The organism is Segatella copri (assembly GCF_009494835.1).
Lineage (GTDB): Bacteria > Bacteroidota > Bacteroidia > Bacteroidales > Bacteroidaceae > Prevotella > Prevotella copri_F.
The window spans coordinates 75,070-101,736 of sequence record NZ_VZBE01000089.1; the positions used below are offsets into that span (position 1 = coordinate 75,070).

General features: G+C 47.0%; 20 protein-coding genes. 4 read left to right on the forward strand and 16 right to left on the reverse strand.

Annotated features, from left to right (window positions below; all coding sequences use genetic code 11):
* Positions 1–94 precede the first annotated feature (94 nt).
* The 3 genes from ileS to F7D47_RS14245 all read right to left on the reverse strand — a co-directional run bounded on the left by ileS (position 95) and on the right by F7D47_RS14245 (position 7,035).
* A complete protein-coding gene (ileS, locus tag F7D47_RS14235) occupies positions 95–3,706 on the reverse strand; it encodes an isoleucine--tRNA ligase (protein WP_153085480.1) in 3,612 nt (1,203 codons plus the stop codon).
* Between the two features lie 188 nt (positions 3,707–3,894).
* Positions 3,895–5,889 carry an NAD(+) synthase gene (locus F7D47_RS14240; protein WP_022121951.1) on the reverse strand — a complete coding sequence of 665 codons (1,995 nt, stop codon included), beginning with the start codon at positions 5,887–5,889 and terminating at the stop codon, positions 3,895–3,897.
* Between the two features lie 6 nt (positions 5,890–5,895).
* Positions 5,896–7,035: a DUF2027 domain-containing protein gene (locus tag F7D47_RS14245; protein WP_022121950.1), complete on the reverse strand. Its 1,140-nt coding sequence runs from the start codon at positions 7,033–7,035 to the stop codon at positions 5,896–5,898.
* Between the two features lie 177 nt (positions 7,036–7,212).
* On the opposite strand from F7D47_RS14245, the gene ispE reads away from it, so the two are divergent.
* Complete coding sequence (gene ispE / locus F7D47_RS14250; RefSeq protein ID WP_117692879.1) at positions 7,213–8,073, forward strand: 4-(cytidine 5'-diphospho)-2-C-methyl-D-erythritol kinase; 861 nt, start codon at positions 7,213–7,215, stop codon at positions 8,071–8,073.
* A 27-nt stretch (positions 8,074–8,100) separates the two neighbouring features.
* The gene (locus F7D47_RS14255) at positions 8,101–8,715 is read left to right on the forward strand and encodes a DNA alkylation repair protein (protein ID WP_117726956.1); all 615 of its coding nucleotides are present in this window, start codon (positions 8,101–8,103) and stop codon (positions 8,713–8,715) included.
* Between the two features lie 147 nt (positions 8,716–8,862).
* Here the strand turns inward: F7D47_RS14255 and F7D47_RS14260 are convergent, their stop codons facing one another.
* Together F7D47_RS14260 and F7D47_RS14265 are read right to left on the reverse strand one after the other, a co-directional pair.
* The gene (locus F7D47_RS14260) at positions 8,863–9,366 is read right to left on the reverse strand and encodes an NUDIX hydrolase (protein WP_118081131.1); all 504 of its coding nucleotides are present in this window, start codon (positions 9,364–9,366) and stop codon (positions 8,863–8,865) included.
* An 87-nt stretch (positions 9,367–9,453) separates the two neighbouring features.
* A complete protein-coding gene (locus F7D47_RS14265) occupies positions 9,454–11,460 on the reverse strand; it encodes a dipeptidyl-peptidase 3 family protein (RefSeq protein WP_153085479.1) in 2,007 nt (668 codons plus the stop codon).
* 207 nt (positions 11,461–11,667) lie between these two features.
* Here F7D47_RS14265 and recQ point away from each other — a divergent pair, with 207 nt between their 5' ends.
* Positions 11,668–13,530, forward strand: a complete 1,863-nt coding sequence (gene recQ / locus F7D47_RS14270) for a DNA helicase RecQ (protein WP_118066554.1) — start codon at positions 11,668–11,670, stop codon at positions 13,528–13,530.
* Positions 13,531–13,757: 227 nt separating this feature from the next.
* Here the strand turns inward: recQ and F7D47_RS14275 are convergent, their stop codons facing one another.
* From F7D47_RS14275 to F7D47_RS14325, 11 genes are all read right to left on the reverse strand, one after another.
* Positions 13,758–14,732, reverse strand: a complete 975-nt coding sequence (locus F7D47_RS14275) for a F0F1 ATP synthase subunit gamma (protein WP_153085478.1) — start codon at positions 14,730–14,732, stop codon at positions 13,758–13,760.
* 6 nt (positions 14,733–14,738) lie between these two features.
* Positions 14,739–16,325 (reverse strand): F0F1 ATP synthase subunit alpha, encoded by a 1,587-nt coding sequence (gene atpA, locus F7D47_RS14280; RefSeq protein ID WP_118079073.1) that lies wholly within the window; start codon positions 16,323–16,325, stop codon positions 14,739–14,741.
* 93 nt (positions 16,326–16,418) lie between these two features.
* On the reverse strand, positions 16,419–16,955 hold the full coding sequence (locus F7D47_RS14285; RefSeq protein WP_153085477.1) for a F0F1 ATP synthase subunit delta: 537 nt from the start codon (positions 16,953–16,955) through the stop codon (positions 16,419–16,421).
* 8 nt (positions 16,956–16,963) lie between these two features.
* Entirely contained in the window at positions 16,964–17,464 is a 501-nt protein-coding gene (atpF, locus tag F7D47_RS14290) for a F0F1 ATP synthase subunit B (RefSeq protein WP_153085476.1), read from the reverse strand.
* A 138-nt stretch (positions 17,465–17,602) separates the two neighbouring features.
* Positions 17,603–17,842 (reverse strand): ATP synthase F0 subunit C, encoded by a 240-nt coding sequence (gene atpE, locus F7D47_RS14295; RefSeq protein WP_006846851.1) that lies wholly within the window; start codon positions 17,840–17,842, stop codon positions 17,603–17,605.
* Between the two features lie 73 nt (positions 17,843–17,915).
* Positions 17,916–19,025: a F0F1 ATP synthase subunit A gene (locus F7D47_RS14300; RefSeq protein ID WP_153085475.1), complete on the reverse strand. Its 1,110-nt coding sequence runs from the start codon at positions 19,023–19,025 to the stop codon at positions 17,916–17,918.
* Between the two features lie 48 nt (positions 19,026–19,073).
* Positions 19,074–19,517, reverse strand: coding sequence for a hypothetical protein (locus F7D47_RS14305; RefSeq protein ID WP_022121942.1), 444 nt, complete (start codon positions 19,515–19,517; stop codon positions 19,074–19,076).
* 36 nt (positions 19,518–19,553) lie between these two features.
* Positions 19,554–19,793: an ATP synthase F1 subunit epsilon gene (gene atpC / locus F7D47_RS14310; protein WP_153085474.1), complete on the reverse strand. Its 240-nt coding sequence runs from the start codon at positions 19,791–19,793 to the stop codon at positions 19,554–19,556.
* A gap of 18 nt (positions 19,794–19,811) precedes the next feature.
* A complete protein-coding gene (gene atpD, locus F7D47_RS14315; protein ID WP_006846855.1) occupies positions 19,812–21,338 on the reverse strand; it encodes a F0F1 ATP synthase subunit beta in 1,527 nt (508 codons plus the stop codon).
* Positions 21,339–21,546: 208 nt separating this feature from the next.
* Positions 21,547–22,524 (reverse strand): 6-phosphofructokinase, encoded by a 978-nt coding sequence (gene pfkA, locus F7D47_RS14320; RefSeq protein WP_006846856.1) that lies wholly within the window; start codon positions 22,522–22,524, stop codon positions 21,547–21,549.
* Positions 22,525–22,661: 137 nt separating this feature from the next.
* Positions 22,662–24,110 (reverse strand): SLC13 family permease, encoded by a 1,449-nt coding sequence (locus F7D47_RS14325; protein ID WP_153085473.1) that lies wholly within the window; start codon positions 24,108–24,110, stop codon positions 22,662–22,664.
* Between the two features lie 450 nt (positions 24,111–24,560).
* On the opposite strand from F7D47_RS14325, the gene rpsA reads away from it, so the two are divergent.
* Positions 24,561–26,345, forward strand: coding sequence for a 30S ribosomal protein S1 (gene rpsA / locus F7D47_RS14330; RefSeq protein WP_022121938.1), 1,785 nt, complete (start codon positions 24,561–24,563; stop codon positions 26,343–26,345).
* Positions 26,346–26,667 lie beyond the last annotated feature (322 nt).

Here is a 26,667-nt window from a genome sequence, read left to right on the forward strand (position 1 = left end):
TTATTTGTTAATGTTTTTAGGAAATAAGGGCTAGAAAGTTAGAAGCAAGTAGTTTGGAAATGCTCCTAACTTCTAACTCCTAACTCCTAACTATTTAATTCTTCTCTACGAGAATGTTCAACTTAAAGTCATCAAACTCGGTCTCAACACCTGCGTTGTCGCCGATTTCGATGCTGTCTGCCAATACCTGACCCTTGATGTAGTCGGCGAATGCCTCGATGGCTGCGTCAGTCTCCTCATTAGGAGCCACAGTTACGTTGATGCGGTCGGTAATCTCCAGACCTGTCTCCTTGCGGAGGTTCTGGATACGGTTGATCAACTCACGAGCCATACCCTCCTTCTTCAATTCTGGGGTCAACTCTACTTCAAGCGCTACGGTCAGATTGCCCTCGTTAGATACGAGCCATCCTGGAATATCCTCAGAGATAATCTCCACGTCGGCTACCTCTACCACGGCTTCCTGTCCGTCGATATTCAATGTGATGTTGCCTGCCTTCTCGAAGGCTGCAATCTGGTCCTGATCGAGCGCTGACATCTGGGCAGCAACACCCTTCATCAGCTTGCCGAACTTCTTACCCATCACTCTAAAGTTACACTTCACCTTCTTTACGAGAATGCCCTGACCCTCAATGAAGTTAACCTCCTTCACGTTCACCTCGTTCTTCAACAGTCCTGCTACTGCCTCGATGTGTGCCTTCTGTACATCATCTACTGCAGGAATCATGATCTGCTGGAGTGGCTGACGCACCTTGATGTTCACTTTGCGGCGCAATGCCAATACCATAGAAGTAATCTTCTGGGCGATGGCCATACGCTCCTCCAGGTCGGCATCGATGGCAGCCTCATCAGCTACAGGGAACTTATCGAGATGTACGCTCTCCAACTCGCCGCCCAAGTCGTGATACAACTCGTCTGCATAGAATGGAGCGAATGGTGCCAGCAGCTTAGCCACTGTCATCAGGCAGGTATAGAGAGTCTGGTAAGCACTCAGCTTATCCTCGCTCATCTCCTTACCCCAGAAACGTTTACGGTTCAGACGAACGTACCAGTTAGAGAGGTCATCGTTGACGAAAGCATCGATGAGACGACCAGCACGGGTTGGGTCGTAGCTAGCCAACTCTCTGTCAACGCCCTTAATGAGGGTATTGAGTGAAGAGAGAATCCAGCGGTCAATCTCTGGGCGCTTTTCGAATGGCACCTGAGCAGCCTCAGCATCGAAACCATCTACATTAGCATAGAGGGCGAAGAAGCTGTAGGTATTATATAAGGTACCGAAGAACTTACGACGGGTCTCGTCCACACCATTAGGGTCGAACTTGAGGTTGTCCCAAGGCTCGCTGTTGGTCATCATATAGAAACGAACAGGATCGGCACCATACTTGTCAATCATTTCGAATGGGTTAGTCACGTTACCCACGTGCTTACTCATCTTGTTACCCTTGGCATCGAGAACGAGACCAGAAGAGATTACGTTCTTGAAGGCTACGCTATCGAATACCATGGTAGCGATGGCGTGCAGAGTGAAGAACCATCCACGGGTCTGATCCACGCCCTCGTTGATGAAGTCGGCTGGATAGAACTTAGGAGGAATAGCATATCCCTCGTAGGTGCTGTGGATGAGTGCATCGCGGTCTGCCTCTGTGCCACGAGCCATCTCACCCTCGAATGGGTAGTGGAGCTGGGCGTAAGGCATTGAACCTGAATCGAACCAAACGTCGATGAGGTCGCTCTCACGATACATTGGCTTGCCCTCCTCGTTAACCAATACAATCTTGTCAACGTATGGACGGTGGAGGTCAATCTTATCATAGTTCTCCTGACTATAGTCGCCAGGAACGAAACCATTCTCCTTCAATGGGTTGCTCTGCATGATACCGGCAGCCACTGACTTCTCGATTTCAGCATAGAGTTCCTCAAGACTGCCGATGCACTTCTCGCCACGGTTCTCATCACGCCAGATTGGCAATGGAGTACCCCAGAAGCGGGAACGTGAAAGGTTCCAGTCGTTCAGGTTCTCGAGCCAGTTGCCGAAACGGCCAGTACCGGTGCTCTCAGGCTGCCAGTTGATGGTCTTGTTGAGTTCTACCATACGCTCCTTGCGGGCTGTATCCTTGATAAACCAGCTATCCAATGGATAATAGAGGATAGGCTTGTCGGTACGCCAGCAGTGAGGATAGTTGTGCACGTGCTTCTCGCTCTTGAAAGCCTTGCCCTCCTGTTTCAACTCGTAGCAGAGTACGATGTTCAGGTCTTCAGCCTTCTCAGAAGCCTTCTTGTCCCAAACGCCATCCACATTAAACTGTGGGTCGTAGGCATTCTTCACGTAGTCGCCTGCGTGATGAGCGTATGCCTCCTTGTTGACGCAAGCGTTCACAAAGTTGGCATCGAGGTCTTCGATGAGATAGAACTTACCCTGCAGGTCAACCATTGGGCGGGTCTCACCCTTCTTATTAATAAGGTAGAGAGCTGGGATGTTGGCATCCTTAGCCACCTTGGCATCATCGGCACCGAATGTAGGAGCGATGTGAACGATACCTGTACCATCATCGGTAGTAACGTAGTCACCGAGGATTACGCGGAAAGCCTCGCTATCCATCTCGACGAACTGATCGCGACCATCCTCAGAAGCGAATACCTTCTCAGGATGAGCAGCAGCATATTCTGTTACGAAAGCCGGTGCAAAGAGATCTACCTTCTCGCATGGCTTTACCCATGGCAGGAGCTGCTCGTAGTGCATGCCTTCGAGGTCGGTACCCTTCATGTGGTCGACAATGCGCCAAGGGCACTGCTTCTTCTCCTTGTCGAATGGCAGGAGATCGCCTTCCTTGCACTCCTGGTCTGCCTTCAGATATGAACCTACCAAAGCCTCAGCCATCACGAGTGTCATAGGCTCGCCATTGTAGAGGTTGTAGGTCTCGATGGCTACATAGTCAATCTTAGGACCCACACAGAGAGCCACGTTTGATGGCAGAGTCCAAGGTGTAGTGGTCCATGCGATGAAGTATGGCTTGCCCCACTTGGTCCACTCAGCCTTAGGATCCTTGATGAGGAACTGGGCTGTGGTGGTGAGGTCCTTAACATCGCGATAGCATCCAGGCTGATTCAACTCGTGAGAGCTCAAGCCTGTACCTGCGCCTGGAGAGTATGGCTGAATGGTGTAACCCTTGTAGAGCAACCCCTTGTTGTAGAGCTGCTTGAGGAGCCACCAGAGAGTCTCGATATACTTGTTATCGTAAGTGATATAAGGATGATCGAGATCTACGAAGTAACCCATCTTCTCGGTCAACTCGCGCCACTCAGCGGTGAACTTCATCACGTTCTCGCGGCACTTGTGGTTGTAATCCTCAGTAGAGATATACTTCTCTGAAGCCTTGTTGTCGATATCCTTCTTGGTGATGCCGAGTTCCTTCTCGACACCGAGTTCAACAGGGAGTCCGTGGGTATCCCATCCCGCCTTGCGGTGAACCTGGAAACCCTTCATGGTCTTGTATCTGTTGAATGTATCCTTGATACTACGTGCCAACACGTGGTGAATACCCGGGTGGCCATTAGCTGATGGAGGTCCCTCGAAGAAGATAAACTGAGGGCAGCCTTCACGCTCGTCGATAGACTTGTGGAAGATATCATTTTTCTCCCACGCTGCTAGTACGTCATTGTTTGTCTGAGTCAAATTCAGACCGTTGTGCTCGGCAAATTTCTTAGCCATATTATCTATTTTATTTTTATATTGTTTTTACTTTTGGGCGCAAAGTTACAAAAAAAAAAGGTTTTACCCAAAAATAGAAAGACTTTTTATATAATTATTTTATTATAAACGAAAAAGTTAGGAGTTGGAACAGCGCCCCGACTCCTAACTTTTTATTTCCCGATTTATTAAAACTTCGCTGCCATGTATTATAAATTTTCAGCCTCTTGCAGCCAGATGGCAGATGCAGCATCACTAGGCATACGCCAGTCGCCACGAGGACTGAGGCTTACGCTACCTACTTTCGGACCGTCTGGCAGACAGCTGCGCTTGAACTGCTGATTGAAGAAACGGCGCACGAAGGTCTTCAGCCACTTTTTGATAGTCTCCTCATCATAGCTGTCAGGATCATTATCACTGATCTTTACACGCTCCAGTTCGGAATCAATAAATGCCTTCTTTGCCAACATGTAAATCTTGGAAGGACGGAAACCGAAACGCAGGAAATAGTAGAGGAAGAAATCATGCAGTTCGTATGGTCCCACCAAATCTTCCGTCTTCTGCTTGATATTTCCATTCTCATCTGCCGGAATCAACTCTGGACTGATAGGAGTATCGATGATATCCCGAAGAGTGATGCGGCTCTGTTCGTCTACCCCACTCTCTGCTACATGATTTACGAGATGACGGATCAGGGTCTTAGGAATGCTGGCATTCACGCCATACATGCTCATGTGGTCACCATTATAGGTAGCCCATCCTAATGCCAACTCTGAAAGGTCGCCGGTACCGATAACCATACCACCCATCTTATTGGCTAAATCCATCAGAATCTGGGTACGTTCACGAGCCTGGGAATTCTCGTAAGTCACATCATGCACACTGGCATCCTGACCGATGTCCTCAAAGTGCTGGGTTACAGCCTTGGCGATGCTGATTTCCTTAATGGTAATACCAAGGCTCTGCATCAGCGAGATAGCATTATTGTAGGTTCTGTCTGTGGTTCCGAATCCCGGCATAGTGACACCTACGATACCCTTACGGTTCATCTTGAGTTTATCAAAAGCTTTTACACAAACGAGTAAGGCCAGCGTAGAATCCAAACCACCGCTAATACCGATTACTACGGTCTTGGCATGGGTATGAACGATACGCTTGGCTAGTCCCATGAGTTGGATATTGAAAATTTCCTCGCAAGAGGCATTCATATCGCTGCTGGTAGGAATAAACGGATGAGGATTCACCTCACGTTCCAACACAAAATCGCGTTCATTTTCGGTAGGATCGGCTTCGATATTACGGATATTGAACTGACCGCCGAGAACAGAATACTTAATATTGCGCTGGGCATTTACATAAGTAGAATTCGTACGACGCTCAGAGCGGAGTTTTTCTACATCTATCTGTGAGATAACCATCTGCGGTTCAATAGAGAAACGTTCACTCTGTGAAAGTAAAACTCCATTCTCATAAATCAGGGCATTTCCACCATAAACCACATCCTGCGTACTCTCACCGAATCCGCAGGAACTGTAGATATATCCGGTCATGGTACGGGCACTCTGCTGGCTGAGCAGACTCTTCAGATAATGATGTTTTCCGATGAGTTCGTCGCTTGCAGAAAGATTGAAAATCAGGTCTGCTCCTGCTAGCGCCAGTTTGTTGCTAGGAGGAGCCGGAGCCCATACATCTTCGCAGATTTCCACACCAAACTGTACGCCATCGAAAGTTTGAAAAATCTGAACATCAGGTGTCAGTTTCACCTTATGTCCGGCATAACGGACTTCGCAATCTCTCAGGTCCTGAGCCGAGGCAAACCAGCGTTTCTCATAAAACTCGCTGTAGTTTGGAAGATATGTCTTCGGTACAATACCGAGAATCTGTCCATGCTGGATAACGATACCACAATTGAGCAACAAGTCGCCCGCTATCACCGGCGCACCTACGATAGAGATGATATCGAGTTTGCGTGTGAAATCGAGCAACATCATCACCGCCTGCTCAGATGATTCGAGAAGCATCTGCTGGCGGAAGAGATCCTGACAGGAATAGCCCGTAACAGAGAGTTCCGGAAATGTAATGATCTCTACACCCTTTCCCTCAGCCAGCGCTATCTGTTCCTCTATCTGCTGGGTATTGAAAATGACATCACCCACCTTTACGGCAGGGATGGCACTAGCTACCTTAATAAATCCGTACTTCATAATAAATTACTTTATTGTTACCTGTGTAGCACCATAGCCATACTCCTGGAAAGAAGCATCCTGATAGGTGCAACTCTTATAGCGATAGTTCAACTCATGAATGAGAGTCTGGCGCAACACACCTTCGCCCTTTCCATGAATAAAGATAATTTTCTGTCCCTTCTTTTTCTTATATTCCTCCATGGTCTTCTTGAAGATATCCATCTGATAATGAAGAATATCTGCAGAATTCATTCCAGCAGTTGTTTCAAGCACTTCATCCGCATGAAGATCTATCACAAGGGTACCATCATCCTTCTTGCTCTTCTTCTTGCTGGTGTTGGCAACAACCTTCTCATCCTTATACATCTGCTCTTTCAGACGCTTGGAATCGATAACCAGCGGACGGGCTATTTCATCGTTCTCTACAATCGTAAAGAGATAGGCTGGAGTCTCGAAGAAATCGTTCTCCTCGAAAAGATGAAGTTTGTAGAATTTCACGGGATCGAGACGGAACTGAACATCTGTTGCCGGCTTCAGAAGGAAAGGCTTGTCCTTCTTGTAGGCTATCATCTGAATGGCGATATGCTCCATCTCGTTCAGAGCCTCACGACCGAATTCCTCGATGAAGAGTTTGGTGTTCGGTTCTATTTCTCCCTCTGCTTTCAGAGTCCATGCATTTCCCTCAGCCACGAGATAGGTATAGTGGAGATAGTAGTTGCTGTCATTCACCATATAGGTCTCGAAACGGGTATTGGTTACGTCCTTGATGTTGATAGGTACAAAGGCGAGATAAGCACTGAGTTTGTTGCCACCCGTATGTTCCTGAACCGGTTTCACAAAGGTTATCTCACGGTCGGCAGCATCATATTCCTCTACATCCATATCCACGTCATCGTGATCATTCAAGATGGCCTTGATACTCCGGCTGTCCTGATGCAGTTCGGTATTGGCATGCTCCTCAGCCTTCTGCTGCGCATCCATCTTAGCCGAAATCATCTTGCCCATGGAGTATTCATCCTGCTCCACCACAACCACCTCGTTGATAGGCATCGGAATCTCAAAACCATCCTCATCCTCAACGAGCACAATATTTTTACCTTGGAAGCCGGCAACCTTTCCGCCACCCACTTCGCTCAAGAATCTGACTTTATCTCCTTTTTTCATAATCTATTAATAATTTGTAATTGCAAAGATACAAAAGATATTGCAAAACAGGGCTTATTTTAATATTTTTAATGCTACTGATAAAAATAATCCTGTAAAAGATGCACCATGTTAGATATTTTTCTGTATCTTTGCAAAGAAAAAGAAATAGTAACGAACCCTTTAAACTGAAAAGTTATGATTACATTTCCTTGCGCCAAGATCAATCTTGGTTTAAATATAGTTAGCAAGCGGAAAGATGGATACCACAATCTTGAAACGGTGTTCTACCCTATTCCGCTGACCGATGCACTTGAAATCAAGCTCATGGGCGATGAATTCCCTAGCGATGTTCCTTGTGATCTGAAGATTACAGGTAACGCAGTGGATTGCGACGAACAGAACAATCTCGTTGTAAAGGCTTATAATCTCCTGGCTGCCGACTTCAGAATTCCACGCATCCATGCTCACCTGGTGAAGCGTATTCCTTCGCAGGCAGGTTTGGGTGGCGGTTCTGCCGATGCAGCCTTCATGATTCGTTTGTTGGACGAGCGTTTCCGTCTCAACATCGGTAATCCGGAGATGGAAAGATATGCTGCCAAGTTGGGCGCAGACTGCGCCTACTTCATTTCTGCTGACCCCGAAGATGGTGACACTGCATGCTATGCAGAAGGTATCGGAGAAGAACTGATGCCGGTAAGTGGTCCTGGCGATAATCTGAGGGGCTATCATCTGGTTGTGGTGAAGCGCGATGACATTGCCGTCAGCACCAAAGAGGCTTATGCAGCCATCACCCCACAGGCACCAGCAAAATGTTGCCGCGACATTGTACGCCAGCCTATCGAAACTTGGAAAGAGGAACTTGTCAACGATTTTGAGGCACCTATCTTCAAGATGCACCCGGAACTGGCAGAAATCAAACAGAAGCTGTACAACCTGGGTGCCGTATATGCAGCGATGAGTGGTAGCGGAAGTGCCATCTTCGGTATCTTCAAGCATAAACCTGCAAATATAGAGGAACAGTTCGAAGGAATGTTCTGTAAAATAATGAAACTTTAATTTAGTTAATAGTTTACTCAAAATATAATGAACGAAGAAACACATCAGAAACTGATGACTATCAAGCGAAGCTTCCGCTTGCTGATGAATGGTCCGGGATCGCAATCTATGCGCGATAAGGGACTGGGATATAAACTGAATTGGGGCGTACCATTCTATGAACTGAAAAAGATGGCTGAGGAATATGGTAAAGACTATGACCTCGCCATCGAACTGTGGAAGGAAGATATCCGGGAATGCAAGATTCTGGCTACACTCATCATGCCTGCCGATAAGATGCTTCCGGAAATCACAGATTTATGGATGGAACAGGTACAGAGTCAGGAGATGGCAGAGATGCTTGCCTTCAACCTTTTGCAGCATGTAGATTATGCGCCTGTTATCGCCTACCAATGGATAGCAAGTGATAAGCCGCTCTATGAGATTGCCGGTTTCCAGCTCCTTGCCCGTCTTTTTGCCAATGGAAAAGAGCCTAACGAGCGTGGCATCAACGAATTCCTGGATCAGGCTGCCGCAGCATTGCAGGGTGACAACATGGGAATAAAACATGCTGCCTCTAATGCGGTTCTCCGTTTCTGCGACTTCGGTGAAGATTTCGAACAAATCGCAAGAGGAGCACTCAAGGGTATCTACGAGATTTAACGGTTCTGCAGACGCAGTCAGAAACAGGCCACAACCCTGCTAAAAATACGTCCCGACGTAGCATTTGCTGCGTCCCGACATACAAAAAAATACGTCCCGATGCAGCAAATGCTACGTCGGGACGTATTTTTATGACTAATTTCAGCGTTACATGAAATACTTCTGGTATTCGTTTTCGAAGTTCGGAGTGAAAACACCCTTGCCGATGTTTTCGCTGATTTCATCCTTTGTCCAGAATCTGCCACCGGCCAATTCTTCCTGGCTCGGTTTCACCTCACCATCATATACACAGCGATGTACATAAACCAGTTCCTTTTCCCGCTGGCTCTCAAAGACATAATGCCCAAGAGATTCCGGTTCAAAATCGGTGATACCCAATTCTTCCCTTACCTCGCGATGCAAAGCCTGACTCACACTTTCGCCTAAATCAACATGACCGCCGCAGGCTGTATCCCATTTATCTGGCTGGATATCCTTCCAGGCTGGACGATGCTGCAGATACAGATCACCCCGGCTGTTGAATACATGCAGATGAACTACCGGATGCAAGATCTTGCTTCCGTCATGGGCATGACCGCGGGTAACAGCGCCCAGAATGTTGCCCATTTCATCTACTATCGGAAATTCCTCGTTCTTATTATCTATCATCATTTTAAAAGTTTATAGTTAACAGTTTATAGCGGCTTCGCCGTATAGCAAGATTGCCCTATAAACTATCAACTCTTAACTATTAACTTTCTAAAGCGTTCCGTATTCATCAGAGTAGCGCAACATCTGGTCAACATAGCTCTCCTCGTAATCCAATACCACGTCTGTAATTTCGCCTTCTTCATCCATCTCCAGCGTCATCTTCGGATTGATGAATCCCTTGTATGGAGCGAGATTCAGTTTCTTGTATCTTGCCAGTATCTCGCGATGCAATTCCGGATCAATATTCACGGCATACTTCTCTACCAACAGGCGGGCTGCCTCGAAATCACCCTCGCTCTTGATGCGCTGAATTTCAGCAAGCAACTCGCCGAAGAGATGGCGGAGCTTGGCATAATCATTAATCTTCACATAAGTCTTCGTCGTAATGATATTGCCCTCACTGTCCTTCAAAGCATCCTCGGCAGAAGCATAGTTCATATCCATCTTCACCAGTTCCACAGCACCCTCGGCATGCTCCATCACCCACCAGGCTATCAGCGCACGGTTGCGCATGTGGGCTTCCTCTATCTTGTCGCCTTCCTTGATGCGGATAGTCTGGGTGAGCAGACCGTTCATCAGATAACCGTAATACTGAGCCTTGTATGCCTCATCATTCGGAGTCAGACCCAGTTCTACCAATTTATGGTCAGCTACATAATAGAGTCCGAAAAGATCGGCTCTCGCCTCTTCTATCGTACTGCCATACGCCTTCAGTGCATCAGGGTCGGTACCAGGCAAAAGCTGTCCGCTACCATGTCCCAGACACTCATGCAGGTCGGTATGCAGATCATCTGTAATATCCTCGTACTGATTCATCAGACTGATGGTATCCTCGTCGATAACGAATTCATCGCGGAAACCATTGCCTTGAGCTGCCTTGTTATATGCCTCGGTCAGGTTACCGATGGTCACACTCTTAGAACCATATTCCTGACGGATCCAGTTGGCATTCGGAAGATTGATGCCGATGGCAGAAGCTGGATACTCTTCGCCACCCAACATCGCCGCACAGATGACATTGGCTGTAACACCCTTCACCTCCGGCTTGCGGAAACGTGGATCTACAGGTGAATGGTCCTCAAACCACTGGGCATTCTGACTGATGGTCTGGGTGCGCTTCGTAGCTTCAAGATCTTTATATTCTACAATGCCTTCCCAAGTACCTTTCAGTCCGAGCGGATCGCCATACACTTCGATAAATCCGTTGATGAAATCAACCATTCCCTCGTGCTGCTGCACCCAGGCAATGCTGTAACGGTCGAAATCCTTCAGATCGCCTGTACGGTAATACTTCACCAGGAGATCGATGAGATGTTTCTGTTCCTCATTTTCTGCATATTTCTGAGCACGGAGCAACCAGGAAACAATCTCCTTGATAGCTGCACCATAGAGGCCGTCTTCTGTCCATTTCAGCTCCACCAGTTCACCATTACGCTTGGTCAGTTTAGAGTTCAGACCATAAGAAGGAGCCTGTTCGTTGCCGTCTTCCTTCATCCTGGCATAGAAACGTTCTACTTCTGCCTGAGAAACATTCTCATAGAAATTGCAGGCTGAAGTCTGCACCAGATCCTCGCCATCCGTCTGATTCACGCGCTTAGGCATGACTTCCGGGTTGAAGATGACAGGCACCAGAATGCCCAACAGATCTTCCTTGCTCTGTCCCTTGGAAAGAGGCAGATATTCATCGGCTACAGCCCCAACCATCTCATAGAAAGATTCCTCTGAAAATCCTGGCACAAACTTTTCACATCCATAGTGATGATGGATGCCGCTGGCAAACCAGACACGCTTCAGATAAACTTCGAAAGCCTTGAAATCTTCGCTTTCGCGATTACCCTCATAATGAAGGTATACAGCCTCCAGGGTTTTACGGATGCGCAGGTTGTATTTGCCCTGCTGGTCGAAGGTGATATCTCGTCCCAAGAGGGTTGCCTTCGACAAGCAATAAATATAAATTTTCTGTGTGAGCGACAGGTTTTCGAAACCCTTCAGCTCATAACGGAGCATCTGGATATCGGCAAATCGCTCTTGAGTGTTTACATTACATTTTGCCATTTTTATCTGTATTTACCATGCAAAAGTAATACATTTTTTCCACATACCAAACTTTTCCTCCTGTTTTTCGCTCTTTGCAAAGTTTTTTACTTGAAATATGCACTTTTTCTTGGAGAAAACTTTTATTTATGCAGATTATTCATTACCTTTGCATGAAAATCAAAATAAAAACATGCCGGTAAAGGCAGAAATCATAAAACGGCAATCATGCAGATAAACGAGATATTAAAAAGCTATTTTGGATACGATTCCTTCCGCCCCAACCAGGAAGCGATTATCAGAGAGGTAATGCAGGGACACGACTGTCTGGTTCTCATGCCGACAGGTGGTGGAAAGAGTCTGTGCTACCAGGTTCCCGCATTAGCAATGGAAGGTACCGCTGTGGTCATTTCACCGCTCATCAGTCTGATGCACGACCAGGTGGAGGCGCTCAAGGCAAACGGTATCCCGGCAGAAGCACTGAACAGCGGAAACGACACGACCGATGAACTCATCATCCGCCGCCGATGCGAGAAGGGAGAACTGAAACTTCTTTATGTTTCGCCCGAAAAACTCATCAGCGAGATACCTTATTTATTCAGCAACATCAAGATTTCGCTCTTTGCCGTTGACGAGGCCCACTGCATCAGCCAGTGGGGACACGATTTCCGTCCGGAATATTCGCAACTCGGTATGCTGCACGAGAATTTCCGCAATGTCCCGGTGATGGCGCTTACAGCCACAGCCGACAAGATAACGCGCGAAGATATCATACGCCAGCTTCATCTCAATGGGCAGACGTTCGTAAGCAGTTTCGACCGCCCCAACCTCTCCCTCACCGTAAGACAGGAGAGCACCAAAAAGGCAAAGCTCCAATACATCACCCGCTTCATCAGTAATCATCCGGAAGAAGCAGGCATCATCTACTGTCTCTCCCGCAAGAACACCGAAATGGTAGCACAGGAACTTATCGATCTGGGTATCAATGCCGCAGCCTATCACGCCGGAATGACTGCCCAGACCAGAGCATCAGTACAGGAGCGGTTCAAGATGGACCAGATTCAGGTGGTATGTGCTACCATCGCTTTCGGAATGGGCATCGACAAGAGTAATGTGCGCTGGGTAATCCACTATAATATGCCAAAAAGCATAGAGAGTTTCTATCAGGAAATAGGTAGAGCCGGAAGAGATGGAGCACCATCAGATACCGTGCTGTTCTATTCGATGGCCGACATCATCACCCTCCGTTCTTTCTGTGAAGAAAGCGGACAGCGTGATGTGAATATGGAAAAACTGCGCCGCATGGAGGAATATGCCGAATCGAGAGTATGCCGACGACGCATTCTGCTGAATTATTTTGGCGAGACATCATCCTGCAACTGCGGCAACTGTGATGTTTGCAAGAATCCTCCACGCACCTTCGACGGCACCATCAGAGCCCAGAAAGCCCTGAGTGCCGTGGTCCGTTCGGGTGAGCATATTGCAGTAGGTACCTGCATCGAGATTCTGAGAGGCATGCATTCTTCTGCCGTTGTGAAAAACAAATACAACGAGATGAAAACCTTCGGTGTGGGCAGGGATACAACATCTAAGGACTGGAATGCTTATCTGCTGCAGATGCTGCAGATGGGATTCTTCGAGATTGCCTACAACAACCACAACTACATGAAGGTTACCGATTTAGGCTGGAAGGTACTGAAGGGAGAACATCATGTTTCGTTGGCTTATATCGAAGAAGATGATAAAGCCACCCGCCCACAGAAAACGGTACGCAACAGGAAGGGCGCCATCGCCCAGCCGGGAAATCTCATTCCTGAGGTGCATGCCGAACGTGTCATCTTCCAGGAAGACTCGAAAGGCGTGGAAGACAAAGGGCTCTTTGAACACCTCAGAAAGATACGCAAGAACCTTGCCGACGAACAGGGTTATCCTCCATATATCGTACTCAGCGACAAGAGCCTTCATGAACTCGCAAGAATGAAACCTACCACCAAGAATGCCATGAGCCTGATCAGTGGTATCGGAGAATTCAAACTCAATAAATATGGCGATACCTTCATCAAGGCTATCAGGAAATATACAGGACTATAACAGGAGAATATCTCCGAAAGATATTTTCATAACCTTCGGAGATATTTTCATAACCTTCGGAGATAATTTCATAACTAAGGGAGATAATACCCGTAACTAAGGGAGATAGCATTCGTAACTAAGGGAGATAGCATTCGTAACTAAGGGAGATAAAAAAATCGGGATGTCTGCAAGTTCAGAACTGCAAACATCCAGATTTAATTTTATAGATTGAAGAGATGCGCAACTTAGTTGTTTACGCTACCTCCCACAATATCAAGCAATTCATTGGTAATGGCCTGTTGACGACTCTTGTTGTACTGCAAGTTGAGTTCGCGCAAGAGTTCATCGGCATTATCCGTAGCGGTCTGCATGGCCACCATTCTGGCAGCATGCTCACTCGCCTGGCTATCCAGCAACGCTGTATAAATCATCAGACGAAGCTGCTTAGGAATCAAGACTCCCAAAACAGTCTCCAAGTCTGGCTCTACAATGAAGTCATCATTCAGAGGTTTTGCCTCAGAACTCTGGCGTCCGTCAGCTTCAGCCTGCTTTTGGCGCAGATATTCCTGAGCCTTTGCCGTAGCCACATTAGAGGTAAGGTCACGATCGTTGTCCACTCCTATCGACTCAGTGCTGAGGTCAATAGGCAAGAAAGTCTTGCGGGTCAGAATCTGTGAACCGGCACTCTTAAAGTGATGATAAATCATCTCCACCTTATCGAGCTCACCAGCAGCATACTGCTTGGCAAGTGAATGGGCGATATCTGCACAGGTACTGGCATGAGGATGATCGGCAAGATCGTTAAAGTTACCGCCAATCTTCAAACCCAGTTTCTGTGCCTTCTCAGCCACTTTTCGTCCGATAGGATATACCGTGATGTCGTCAATGCCTTGAGCCTTATACTCGTCCACCGCATGCATCATCATCTTGATAACGTTGGAATTGAATCCACCACACAAGCTGCTGTTAGAACTGTAAACCACAAGAGCTACACGCTTGGTCTCCTTGTGCTCCAACTGCAACGGATGGTCGACATTCGGAGTACTTACCAGGAAACTCTTGAGGATATGTTCCAGCATATTTCCATAAGGCAGCATATTCTGGATAGCTACCTGAGCATGATGCAACTTACTGGAAGCCACCATCTTCATCGCACTCGTAATCTTACGGGTACTGTTAACGCTGGCTAGGCGAGTTTTAATCTCTTTTAATGACGGCATAGGCTATTACGCTTTATATTGTCCTGCAACATTAGCCATGGTCTCCTCTACTGCCTTAATGGCATCGTCGGTGAGTTTACCATCGCCCAAAGTCTCAATCACATCAGCGTGCTGGCTGCGCATTGCATCGAGGAACAGATCCTGACAGTCGCGAACCTTATCCATTGGCACGTCGTGCATCAAACCGTGAACACCACAGTAGAGAATAGCTACCTGCTCGCCTACCGGCATTGGGCGGTACTGAGGCTGAACCAGCAACTGGTCGTTCTTACGGCCACGGTCCAGAGTCATCGCTGTTACGGCATCCATATCGCTAGAGAACTTAGAGAAGGCCTCCAGCTCACGATACTGAGCCATATCAATCTTCAGTGTACCAGCCACCTTCTTCATACTCTTGATCTGGGCAGAACCACCTACACGAGATACGGAGATACCTACGTTGATAGCTGGACGGAAGCCCTGGTTGAAGAGGTCGGTCTCAAGGAAGATCTGACCGTCGGTGATGGAAATCACGTTGGTTGGGATGTATGCTGATACGTCACCAGCCTGTGTTTCGATGATAGGAAGGGCTGTCAAAGAACCACCACCCTTTACGTGACCCTTCATGCACTCTGGAAGGTCGTTCATCTGCTCGGCTACCTCCTGCTGGTCGTTGATACGAGCGGCACGCTCCAACAGACGAGAATGGAGATAGAAGACATCACCAGGATAAGCCTCACGTCCGGATGGACGGCGGAGGATCAGAGATACCTCACGGTAAGCCACAGCCTGCTTACTCAAGTCATCGTATACTACGAGAGCTGAGTAACCACGGTCGCGGAAGTACTCACCGATAGCAGCACCGGCAAATGGTGCGTAATACTGCATGGCTGCAGGATCGGCAGCGGTAGCACTTACGATGATGGTATATGGCAGGGCGCCATGCTCCTTGAGGTTCTGTACCAATGCTGCAACGGTAGATGCTTTCTGACCGATAGCTACATAGATACAATATACTGGCTTGCCAGCCTCATAGAAACTCTTCTGGTTGATGATGGTATCCACTGCGATGGCAGTCTTACCGGTCTGACGGTCACCGATGATCAACTCACGCTGTCCACGACCGATAGGAATCATAGAGTCTACCGCCTTCAAACCAGTCTGAAGAGGTTCCTTTACTGGCTGACGATAGATTACACCAGGTGCCTTACGATCCAAAGGCATCTCGAAAGAATCGGTGAGGTCGATATCACCCAGACCATCAATAGCCTGACCCAGAGGGTTTACGACACGTCCGAGGAAGTTGTCGTTTACGCGGATAGAAGCGATACGGTGTGTACGCTTCACGCTCTGTCCCTCCTTGATGCCAGCTGTAGGACCTAAGAGGACACAACCTACATTGTCTTCCTCCAAGTTCATGACGATAGCCATGGTTCCGTTCTCAAACTCAAGAAGTTCATTAGCCTCGGCATTGCGCAGACCATAGATACGAGCCACGCCATCGCTGACGGTAAGCACAGTACCCACCTCGTCAAACTGCTGAGAGCCATTAACCTCCTGGAGCTGCTGCTGAAGAACCTCAGACACCTCACTTGGTTTAATTTTATCTGACATTGTTTATTTACTTTAAAATTTTAAAATTAGAAATTCATAAAGAGTAAAGCACTTGAATTATTCACTCATCGTTCTTCACTCTTCACTTATCTCCTACTTTTTGAGCTGTGTCAGAATGTTGTTGAGCTTAGTCTTTACGCTCGCATCCATTCTGTAAGTATCATACTCAAGGATGAAACCACCAATCAGTTCAGGGTTCACCTCGGTCTTGAACTCCACAGTACCTTTCGTTCTCTGCTCCACCATCTTGCGCATCTTGTCCTCAGTAGAGGCGTCAACGGCAGTGGCGGTGATCAGTTTACCGCGGATGATGTTCTTCTGTTTCCTGTAAAGAGTGATATACGAAGCAGCCATGAATTGCAGGGTGCTCTCCCTATCCTCTTTCAAGACGAGAGCGACAAACTTCTTGCTCAGTTCCGTAGGCTCCTTGCCCAGGGCTGTGATGAGAAGTGCCTCTTTCTTGTCTTTGGAAAGCATAGGGTTGTCTATCGTAAATCTCAGTTCAGGCACGTCGATGTAGCTCTTAAAGAGCGTCTGCATCTCCTGGTAGACCTGATCTTCGAGCTTCATGCCGAGTGCAGCCTTGATGAGGGCACGGGCATAACGCACCGATATTACACCTATATCCATAAGCTTTACTATTTGTTGTCAGAAGAAACCTCGTCCAGCAGTCGATTTATCATATCCATCTGTGCCTTGTCGTCAGAGAGTTTAGCCTTGAGCACCTTCTCTGCAATCTGAACAGAGAGTTCGGCTACCTGGCCTCGGATTTCACGAATGGCATTCTGCTTCTCAGTCTCAATCTGCTTCTTGGCATCAGAGAGGAGACGTGCGCCTTCTTCGCGTGCTTTATCCTGTGCTTTCTCTACAATGGCATCGCGGGTTTCGGCAGCCTCCTTGAGGAGGGCAGCCTGCTTCTCGCGAGCTTCCTGCAAGATGGATTCACCTTCTTTTTGGATATTGGCAAGCTTCTCGTTGGCTTCGTGAGCCTTCTTCAGACTTTCATCGATGTAAGTCTTACGCTCGTTCACCATCTTAATGATGGCTGGGAATCCAGCCTTCCAAAGAATGATGAAGACGATGATGAAGACCAGCGTCATCCAGAAAAGCAAACCGCTATCAGGAATCAATAAATCCATATATACTGGTTAAAGTTTTACTTAAACGTTTTATTTTAACTAACTCTAGGAATCATCTCTATCATGTCCCGGAAAGACATCAGGCTGATGCCTGAGACTTTCTTTTATCGGGGCAGATGATAGTGACAGATGAGATGATTACATAACGATTGCCAGGATGGCGATGATGACAGCGAAGAACGCAACACCCTCAACCAACGCAGCTGCAATAATCATAGAAGAACGGAGGTCGCCCATCTTCTCTGGCTGACGAGCCATAGCGTCCATAGCCTGGCCACCAATGCGACCGATACCAATACCTGCGCCAATAGCGGCCAAACCTGCACCTACTGCGGCACCCAACTTTGCAATCTCTGCTGCTAATAAAAGTGATAACATAATCTTAATAATTTAAGTTGTTTATATTTTCTTTGTTTATTATCTGAATGAAATTAGATCCGTAATCTATAAACTACTTCACTACCTCTGGCTCAGCCTCATGAGACTTTACATGAGCCAGCGAGATGAATACTGCACTCAGCATGGTGAATACCAATGCCTGAATGTAGCTTACCAATACTTCGAGGAGCATCATAAAGGCGCTCATCGCAACACTTACTATTGTCATACCCGTACCTGCCACATAGTTGGCGATAGCATTCTCACTGATGTTGAACATAATGAAAATGATAGCCGCAAACGAAAGTGCGATGGCGTGACCCGCCATCATGTTGGCGAAGAGTCGGATAATCAGAGCCAGCGGTTTCGTAAAGATTCCGAAGAGCTCGATGAATGGCATCAGTGGCACAGGGACCTTCAACCAGGTTGGTACCTCCGGCCAGAAGATATCCTTCCAGTATTCCTTGGTACCGGTGAAGTTGGTGATCAGGAATGTCGTTACACCGAAGAATACGGTGCAGGCGATATTACCCGTCAGGTTACCACCACCTGGAGGGAATGGTACGATACCCATGATGTTCGCCACGAAGATAAAGAAGAAGCAAGTAAGCAACCATGGTGCGTACTTTGGCGCCTCCTTACCCAGGGTGGCCTCAATTACATCAGTATATACCGACATGATGAACATGTGCATCAGTCCCACAAATCCCTTTGGTGCAGGGTCATCCACCTTGTGCTTCCTGCACCAGCGGGCTGGTATCAGGACACAGAGCAACAGGATGATAGCATCGATGAAGAGCACGCAAACGGTCTTCGTGATGGAGATGTCAAGCGGACGAACCTCCTGGCCTCCCACCTTCTCTACTATCTTGTTGGGATTCGCCTGCGCATCAGCGTTCTTGATCACCAGGTTGAAAGGTCCTGGACGGTCTCCATTGGCATCCTTCTCTTCCGAGAATTCGCTGCTGCAGAACACGTGCCAGCCCGAAGTGGTGTTAACGATGATTGGCAGATGAATCACTACGGGATGATCTCCCACCTTGGTGATATGCCATTCATAAGAATCCTTGATATGACCCCACAATATCTCTTTCACATTGATGTTCTCCTTGGCCGATACCTGCAGAGGTGCCAGCGTAAAGAGCAGCATCGCCATCAAGAGGAATTGCTTGAGATGTTTCATATTCTTTAATTCTTACTTTTGTTTATTAATTATTTGTTTCAGAACCGCTTATGAAAGACGGTTCTTTTTCTCTACCCGAGCGAAGTAGATGCAGTCGAACACGAGAAGTACGACATAGAAAAGGGCGAAGATGGCGGTAAAGCCCAGAATGTTCTGCTTGTCGCATACCAGCACATAGATGAGGAACACCAATGTACCAGCCATCAGCTTCAAGACCAGTGCCGCCAGATAGAACTTGGCGAGATTGGCTGGCGATGACTTTGCAACAGCCTTCCATGCTTCACCATAAGCAGTACTTGCAACGAGTGAGAATATCGCACTCACTACCAGCGGGTTAACAACCTGGGCTATCATATCATCGCATTGAGCAGATAATCTGCAGGCAAAGAGCACGGCAAGAGCCACTGCTGCTGTAAGCCACAAAGAAATCTGCTTATACCTGATACTCGCCTGTCTGATAGTCTGCAAGCGCAACTTTTCGTCTTTTTCCATTATCTAATAATTAATCACTAAAAATTAATCACTTATCTAAACTTCTACGCAAAGGCTTACTTCGTTTTTCTTACATTCCACGAATCCGCCCTTGATGTTCATTACCTGCTTGCCTTCCCTGGTAGTGTATTCCACCTTGCCCACTTCGAGCGAAGAGATGATAGGCGCGTGATCCTTGAGAATCTCGAACGAGCCGAGGGTTCCCGGAACCAGTACGCTCTCTACCTCACCCTGGAAGACTACTTTCTCAGGAGATACTATCTTTAGCTGTAACATAAGCCGTGGATTTAAAGATTACGCCTGTGCTGCTGCGAGCAACTGCTTAGCCTTCTCCTTGGCATCCTCGATAGTACCTACGTTGAGGAATGCCTGCTCTGGCAGGTCATCTACCTCACCGTCGAGGATGGCGTTGAAGCCCTTGATAGTCTCTTCGATAGGAACCATCACACCCTTCAAACCGGTAAACTGCTCTGCTACGGTGAATGGCTGACTCAGGAAACGCTGTACACGGCGTGCACGGTTCACGGTCAACTTATCCTCATCAGAGAGCTCATCCATACCGAGGATGGCGATGATATCCTGCAACTCGTTATAACGCTGCAACAACTGCTTTACTCGCTGTGCACAATCGTAGTGTGCCTTGCCCACAATCAGCGGGTCGAGGATACGAGAGGTAGAACCCAGCGGGTCTACGGCAGGATAGATACCGAGAGATGCAATCTTACGGGAAAGCTCTGTGGTAGCATCCAGGTGAGTAAAGGTGGTAGCTGGAGCAGGGTCGGTCAAGTCATCGGCAGGCACATAAACAGCCTGTACAGAGGTGATGGAACCATTCTTGGTAGAAGTGATTCGCTCCTGCATGGCACCCATCTCAGAAGCCAGCGTTGGCTGATAACCTACGGCTGATGGCATACGACCCAACAGCGCAGATACCTCAGAACCAGCCTGGGTGAAACGGAAGATGTTATCGATGAAGAACATGATATCCGCTGCCTCACCATTCTTACCTCCGTGATCACGGAACTCCTCAGCTACGGTCAAACCAGAGAGAGCTACAGAAGCACGTGCCCCAGGTGGCTCATTCATCTGACCATATACCAGGGTAGCCTGACTCTTGGCAAGTTCCTCAGGATCGACAAGTGAGAGATCCCACTTACCTTCTTCCATCGCTTTACGGAACTTCTCGCCATACTTGATAACGCCAGACTCGAGCATGTCTCGAATCAAGTCGTTACCCTCACGGGTACGCTCACCTACTCCGGCAAATACAGAGTAGCCGTTGTGTCCCTTGGCAATGTTGTTGATCAACTCCATGATAAGCACTGTCTTACCTACACCGGCACCACCGAAAAGACCAATCTTACCACCCTTCATGTAAGGCTCGAGCAGGTCAATCACCTTAATACCGGTAGCAAGCATCTCCTTGTGAGTAGAAAGTTCGTCAAACTTCGGAGCCTCACGGTGGATAGGATAAGCACCCTTCATGTCCAATTCATTCATACCATCAATAGGCTGTCCGATGACATTCATCATACGGCCCTTGATCTGCTCTCCGGCTGGCATCTGGATTGGGTTACCTGTAGGGATAACCTCCAAGCCGCGCTGCAAACCGTCGGTGTTATCCATAGCGACACAGCGAACTGTATCCTCACCGATGTGCTGCTGCACCTCGATGACAAGTTCGCGTCCGTCTGGACGTTTTACCTTCAGAGCTTCATAAATTTTAGGAAGCACCTTCTCTGGATTCTCGCCCTTTGTATCGAAGTAAACGTCGATAACAGGACCGATAATCTGAGAGATACGTCCGTTAATTTGTGACATAAGCTTATTAGTTTAAAAGTTATATATATTTATATTATTCTTGACTGCAAAAGTAACAACAATTTATGGAAACCACAAATTAATTTAAAGTTTTATTCGGCTTTTATACCTTATTAAACCATTTTTAGTTCCCTTTAAACCATTTTCCTATGCAAAAGCAAGAAGTCAGGAGTCCAAACTCCCTTCTTCTTACTCCAATCTCTATAAATCAGATACTCAACTCGTCCAAAACCTTGATCAGTTTACGGTCGAATGGCTTATCAGAGCGGATGGCTTCAGAAAGCGGAACGTATACCACCTCGTTGTTGCGTACACCAATCATCACATTGCGCTGTCCCTGCATGATAGCCTCGATGGCGCCACAACCGGTACGGCTCGCAAGAATACGGTCACGGGCTGATGGACGGCCGCCACGCTGCAAGTGACCCAGGATAGATACACGTACATCAAACTCAGGGAACTCCTTGCGCACACGGTCGGCATAATAAAGAGCACCGCACTTAGGACTCTCTGACACGATGACGATACAACTCTTCTTAGACTTACGGATACCACGCTCCATGAATTGAGCCAACTGGTCTACGTCGGTAGAATCCTCTGGAATGATAGCTGCCTCTGCTCCACTGGCGATAGCTGAATTCTGCGCCAGGAAACCGGCATCACGGCCCATCACCTCGATAAAGAAGATACGCTCGTGGCTCTGCGCAGTATCACGGATGCGGTCAACACATTCTACGATGGTATTCATCGTAGTATCATAACCAATCGTATTGTCTGTACCATAAAGGTCATTATCAATTGTTCCTGGCAATCCGATGCAGCATATATCAAACTCACGTGCGAAATTCATCGCACCTGTCAGCGAACCGTTACCGCCAATCACGACAAGCGCATCTATTTCCTCTTTCTGAATCGTTTCAAATGCCTTCTGACGACCTTCCTCGGTCATGAATTCCTTAGAACGGGCTGTCTTCAGCATCGTACCACCAGTACCGATGATACCGCTTACATTCTCTGTAGAAAAGGTTTTAATTTCATCATTGATGAGACCATCGTAACCACGATAGATACCTTTCACAGTGAAACCGTTGTAGATAGCCGAACGGGTAACCGCACGGATAGCAGCATTCATACCTGGAGCATCTCCTCCAGATGTTAAAATTCCAATAGTCTTAATCTTTGCCATAACTATACCTTATTATATTATATATATTTTTTAATGTTAGTTTATTATCCTCTCAGGATGATGTTTTTCATCCATTACCCCTACATATACAGTAGGTATCCAAGGGTATACCCCTTGCTTTGTTTGGGTTTATCGATTTAAATAATTAGGTTTGCGGCACCAGCCACCAGGATATGAGAGAGCCAAAGGATAGCAAGTCCGATGACGCCACCCATCAAAGCTTTCCAGCCAATATTGCGGAAATACCACCCCATGTGCATACGCTCCATCTTCATCAGGGCAAGACCGCTGATTGTACCGATACCAAGAACGTTACCACCAGCCATTACGCAATATGCAATCATCTGCCAGTAGATACCATTGGTTTGATAATCAGTAAGCATGCTGAATGATGGATCATTCACATTTGCCAGATCATGAAGGGAGAAAAAGTTCATGGCTGTAGCAAAGTTGTCAAGTACAGTACTGATGATACCAGCCAAGACGCCATGCAACAGCACGCCAGGACGCTTATCATCCATACCGACAGAGTTGAGAAGAGTAGCAAAATCGTCAAAAGCGCCAGTCTCCTTCACCACTCCGATGGCAAGCATGATACCCATCACGAAGAGAATCATCTGGACGACTCCGTATTGGAACACTCTAGGAGTGCGACGGTCAGCCATCGCATCCATATTCATGAGTTTACGGTTGAATATCTCGTTCACAATCCAAAGTACGCCCAATACGCAGAGCGCACCGAGGAAAGGACTTAATTTCGTAATATTATGGAAGGTAGGGATAAACCACAATCCACCGATGCCCACAAAGAGCATCAGCAAGCGCTGCCATACATTGAGACGGGTATCATCCCCGCGGTATGGCATAGCAATCCATTCTGTCTCTACTCTTTCAGGCAGCATGCGCTGCATCATCAACAACGGAATGAGCCAGGCTGCAAGACATGGCAGCAGAAGCGACAGGAAATAATGAGTAGCCGTTACAGCACCCATATTCCACATCACCAGTCCTTCCGGATTTCCGATAACGGTAAGAGCTCCGCCACAGTTGGCAGAAAGAAGAATGGCACCTCCATACACCATGCGCTGACGACGGTTTGGAATCACTCCATGCATCATCGTAAGCATCATCACTGTTGTAGTAAGATTATCGAGATTTGCCGAAATAACAAAGGTCACGGCAGCGAGAATCCATAGCATTTTCTTAGCGCTTCGGGTACGTAACAACTGGCGTATGAAATCGAAGCATCCGTTGTTATTGAGAATTTCAACTATCGTCATAGTGGCTAGCAGGAAAAGTACGATTTCTGCTGCTCTACCCACATAAGGAAGGAAGATGTTACGGGCAATAAAATACTTCACCGTTGTACTGGTGGATTCTATCTCGTTCCACATTCCGAGATTCAGATAGCGTGAATAATCAGAAGAGTGTTCACTGGTCACAAAGTCCATACCGAAACAGATATAGAGAACCCATCCTACCGTTCCAGCAAAGATGGCTACGGCAGCACGGTTCACCTTGGTAATATTCTCGGTTGCAATGAGAATATATGCCAGTATCAGTATGGCAAGGATGACTAGTGTCATATCATTTATTTTATTATATTCATTACATTTTGAACGCAAAGGTAACAATTATTTTGTTATCGCCAACATTTCGGTGTCTTTTTTTAATGAATTTAACTCATTTTCATACAAATGAGAATTTCGCCCGTTTTTTTCTTTCGCCATTATTTTTCTTCCCTCTTCATTTTCATCATAGAATCAGATGAAAACACGGATAACAGAGAAGAACATCACAGGAAGAAATATCGAGGAAGAAGTTACCAGAACATTTTAAAGGTTATGCATATATATATTATGTATTTCCCTGAAGGAACCCACCAAAAATAGTGTTTTTAGTTAAATATTACTAACAAAAAGAAGAAATTCAAGAGTAAATGCCTGTAACTCAAAGAAAATGAGTAATTTTGCGCCCGATTTATACAATTCACATAAAGTCAAACTTTATTAATTTTAATTTTTTAATTATTTTTTATGTCAGATTTAAAGAACGTAAAGCCATTGGACGACTTCAATTGGGATGAGTTTGAGAATGGCACAAGCGCAAACGTCAGCAAAACAGACCTCGAGAAGGCCTATGACGAAACTCTTAACAAGGTAACAGAACACCAGGTTGTAGAGGGTACAGTAATCTCTGTAGACAAGAAAGAGGTTATCGTAAACATCGGTTACAAGAGCGATGGTATTATCCCTGCTTCTGAATTCCGTTACAACCCAGACCTCAAGGTAGGCGACAAGGTTGAGGTTTATGTAGAGAACCAGGAGGACGTAAAGGGTCAGTTGGTACTCTCTCACAAGAAGGCTCGCCTCAGCAAGTCTTGGGAGCGTGTTAATGCAGCTCTCGAGAACGAGGAAGTTATCCAGGGTTACATCAAGTGCCGCACTAAGGGCGGTATGATCGTTGACGTTTTCGGTATCGAAGCTTTCTTGCCAGGAAGCCAGATCGACGTTCACCCTATACGCGACTACGACGTATTCGTAGGCAAGACAATGGAGTTCAAGGTTGTAAAGATCAACCAGGAGTTCCGCAATGTCGTTGTATCTCACAAGGCTCTCATCGAGCAGGAGCTCGAGCAGCAGCGTAAGGAGATTATCGGCAAGCTCGAGAAGGGTCAGATCCTCGAGGGTACCGTTAAGAACATCACTACTTACGGTGTATTCGTTGACCTCGGCGGTGTTGACGGTTTGATCCACATCACAGACCTCTCTTGGGGCCGCGTAAGCGATCCACACGAGGTTGTATCTCTCGACCAGAAGATCAACGTTGTTATCCTCGACTTCGATGAGGAGAAGAAGCGTATCGCTCTCGGTTTGAAGCAGCTCACTCCACATCCATGGGATGCTCTCGACGAGAACCTCAAGGTAGGTGATCACGTTAAGGGTAAGGTAGTGGTTATGGCTGACTATGGTGCATTCGTTGAGATTGCTCCAGGTGTAGAGGGCTTGATCCACGTATCTGAGATGTCTTGGAGCCAGCACTTGCGTTCTGCTCAGGACTTCATGAAGGTAGGTGACGAGGTAGAGGCAGTTATCCTGACTCTCGACCGCGCTGAGCGCAAGATGAGCCTTGGTATCAAGCAGCTCAAGGAAGATCCATGGGAGGCTATCGAGACTAAGTATCCTGTTGGCAGCAAGCACACAGCTAAGGTTCGTAACTTCACTAACTTCGGTATCTTCGTAGAGCTCGAGGAAGGTGTTGATGGTTTGATCCACATCTCTGACCTCTCTTGGACCAAGAAGGTTAAGCACCCATCTGAGTTCACTTCTGTAGGCGCTTCTATCGACGTAGTAGTTCTCGAAATCGATAAGGAGAACCGTCGCTTGAGCCTCGGCCACAAGCAGTTGGAGAAGAACCCATGGGATGAGTATGAGGCAATCTACACTCCAGGTTCTGTTCACCAGGGTACTATCACTGAGTTGATGGACAAGGGTGCTGTTGTAGCTCTCGCTGAGGGTGGTGAAGGTTTCGCTACTCCTAAGCACCTCACTAAGGAGGACGGCACAATGGCTAAGAAGGGCGAGACTCTCGACTTCAAGGTTATCGAGTTCGTTAAGGAGACAAAGCGCATCATCCTCTCTCACTCTCGTACATTCGAGGAGGGTAACGAGCCAGTTGCTAAGCCAGCTCACAAGCGTGCAAACGGCGGTCGCAAGAACAACAACGAGACAGCTATGATCAACAACGTTGCTGCTAGCACATCACTCGGTGATATCGATGCACTCGCTAAGTTGAAGGCTCAGATGGAGGGCAAGGCTTAATCTTAAACAGATCAAGCATTTGCTATTCATTAGCTAAATAACATTCAGGGGACTGAAATTTCAGTAATGAGATTTCAGTTCCCTTTTTTATTATGTGTATTTAAAAAAATAAACTATCGGGCACTATCTGCCTACTTCTGTAAACTCATCTCGACTAATTCATATCCTAAAACCACTGATTCATGGTATTTTTCTATCAAAACATGTCGAAAAACTCAAAAACCTTTGGTAGTTTCAAGTTTTCTGTTTATCTTTGCAACCGATAAAGCAATAATTTATATGAGCTAGAGAAATCATTCTCTCAAGAATTATCTGAAAAGAA

Coding starts and splice junctions, on each gene's coding strand:
- F7D47_RS14285 (WP_153085477.1), bottom strand. CDS start 16,955: ATGGATATAGGTGTAATATCGGTGCGTTATGCCCGTGCCCTCATCAAG.
- ispE (WP_117692879.1), top strand. CDS start 7,213: ATGATTACATTTCCTTGCGCCAAGATCAATCTTGGTTTAAATATAGTT.
- F7D47_RS14255 (WP_117726956.1), top strand. CDS start 8,101: ATGAACGAAGAAACACATCAGAAACTGATGACTATCAAGCGAAGCTTC.
- F7D47_RS14265 (WP_153085479.1), bottom strand. CDS start 11,460: ATGGCAAAATGTAATGTAAACACTCAAGAGCGATTTGCCGATATCCAG.
- F7D47_RS14245 (WP_022121950.1), bottom strand. CDS start 7,035: ATGAAAAAAGGAGATAAAGTCAGATTCTTGAGCGAAGTGGGTGGCGGA.
- F7D47_RS14260 (WP_118081131.1), bottom strand. CDS start 9,366: ATGATGATAGATAATAAGAACGAGGAATTTCCGATAGTAGATGAAATG.
- F7D47_RS14275 (WP_153085478.1), bottom strand. CDS start 14,732: ATGCCGTCATTAAAAGAGATTAAAACTCGCCTAGCCAGCGTTAACAGT.
- rpsA (WP_022121938.1), top strand. CDS start 24,561: ATGTCAGATTTAAAGAACGTAAAGCCATTGGACGACTTCAATTGGGAT.
- atpA (WP_118079073.1), bottom strand. CDS start 16,325: ATGTCAGATAAAATTAAACCAAGTGAGGTGTCTGAGGTTCTTCAGCAG.
- F7D47_RS14305 (WP_022121942.1), bottom strand. CDS start 19,517: ATGGAAAAAGACGAAAAGTTGCGCTTGCAGACTATCAGACAGGCGAGT.
- atpE (WP_006846851.1), bottom strand. CDS start 17,842: ATGTTATCACTTTTATTAGCAGCAGAGATTGCAAAGTTGGGTGCCGCA.
- F7D47_RS14300 (WP_153085475.1), bottom strand. CDS start 19,025: ATGAAACATCTCAAGCAATTCCTCTTGATGGCGATGCTGCTCTTTACG.
- F7D47_RS14325 (WP_153085473.1), bottom strand. CDS start 24,110: ATGACACTAGTCATCCTTGCCATACTGATACTGGCATATATTCTCATT.
- atpC (WP_153085474.1), bottom strand. CDS start 19,793: ATGTTACAGCTAAAGATAGTATCTCCTGAGAAAGTAGTCTTCCAGGGT.
- pfkA (WP_006846856.1), bottom strand. CDS start 22,524: ATGGCAAAGATTAAGACTATTGGAATTTTAACATCTGGAGGAGATGCT.
- atpD (WP_006846855.1), bottom strand. CDS start 21,338: ATGTCACAAATTAACGGACGTATCTCTCAGATTATCGGTCCTGTTATC.
- ileS (WP_153085480.1), bottom strand. CDS start 3,706: ATGGCTAAGAAATTTGCCGAGCACAACGGTCTGAATTTGACTCAGACA.
- F7D47_RS14240 (WP_022121951.1), bottom strand. CDS start 5,889: ATGAAGTACGGATTTATTAAGGTAGCTAGTGCCATCCCTGCCGTAAAG.
- recQ (WP_118066554.1), top strand. CDS start 11,668: ATGCAGATAAACGAGATATTAAAAAGCTATTTTGGATACGATTCCTTC.
- atpF (WP_153085476.1), bottom strand. CDS start 17,464: ATGGATTTATTGATTCCTGATAGCGGTTTGCTTTTCTGGATGACGCTG.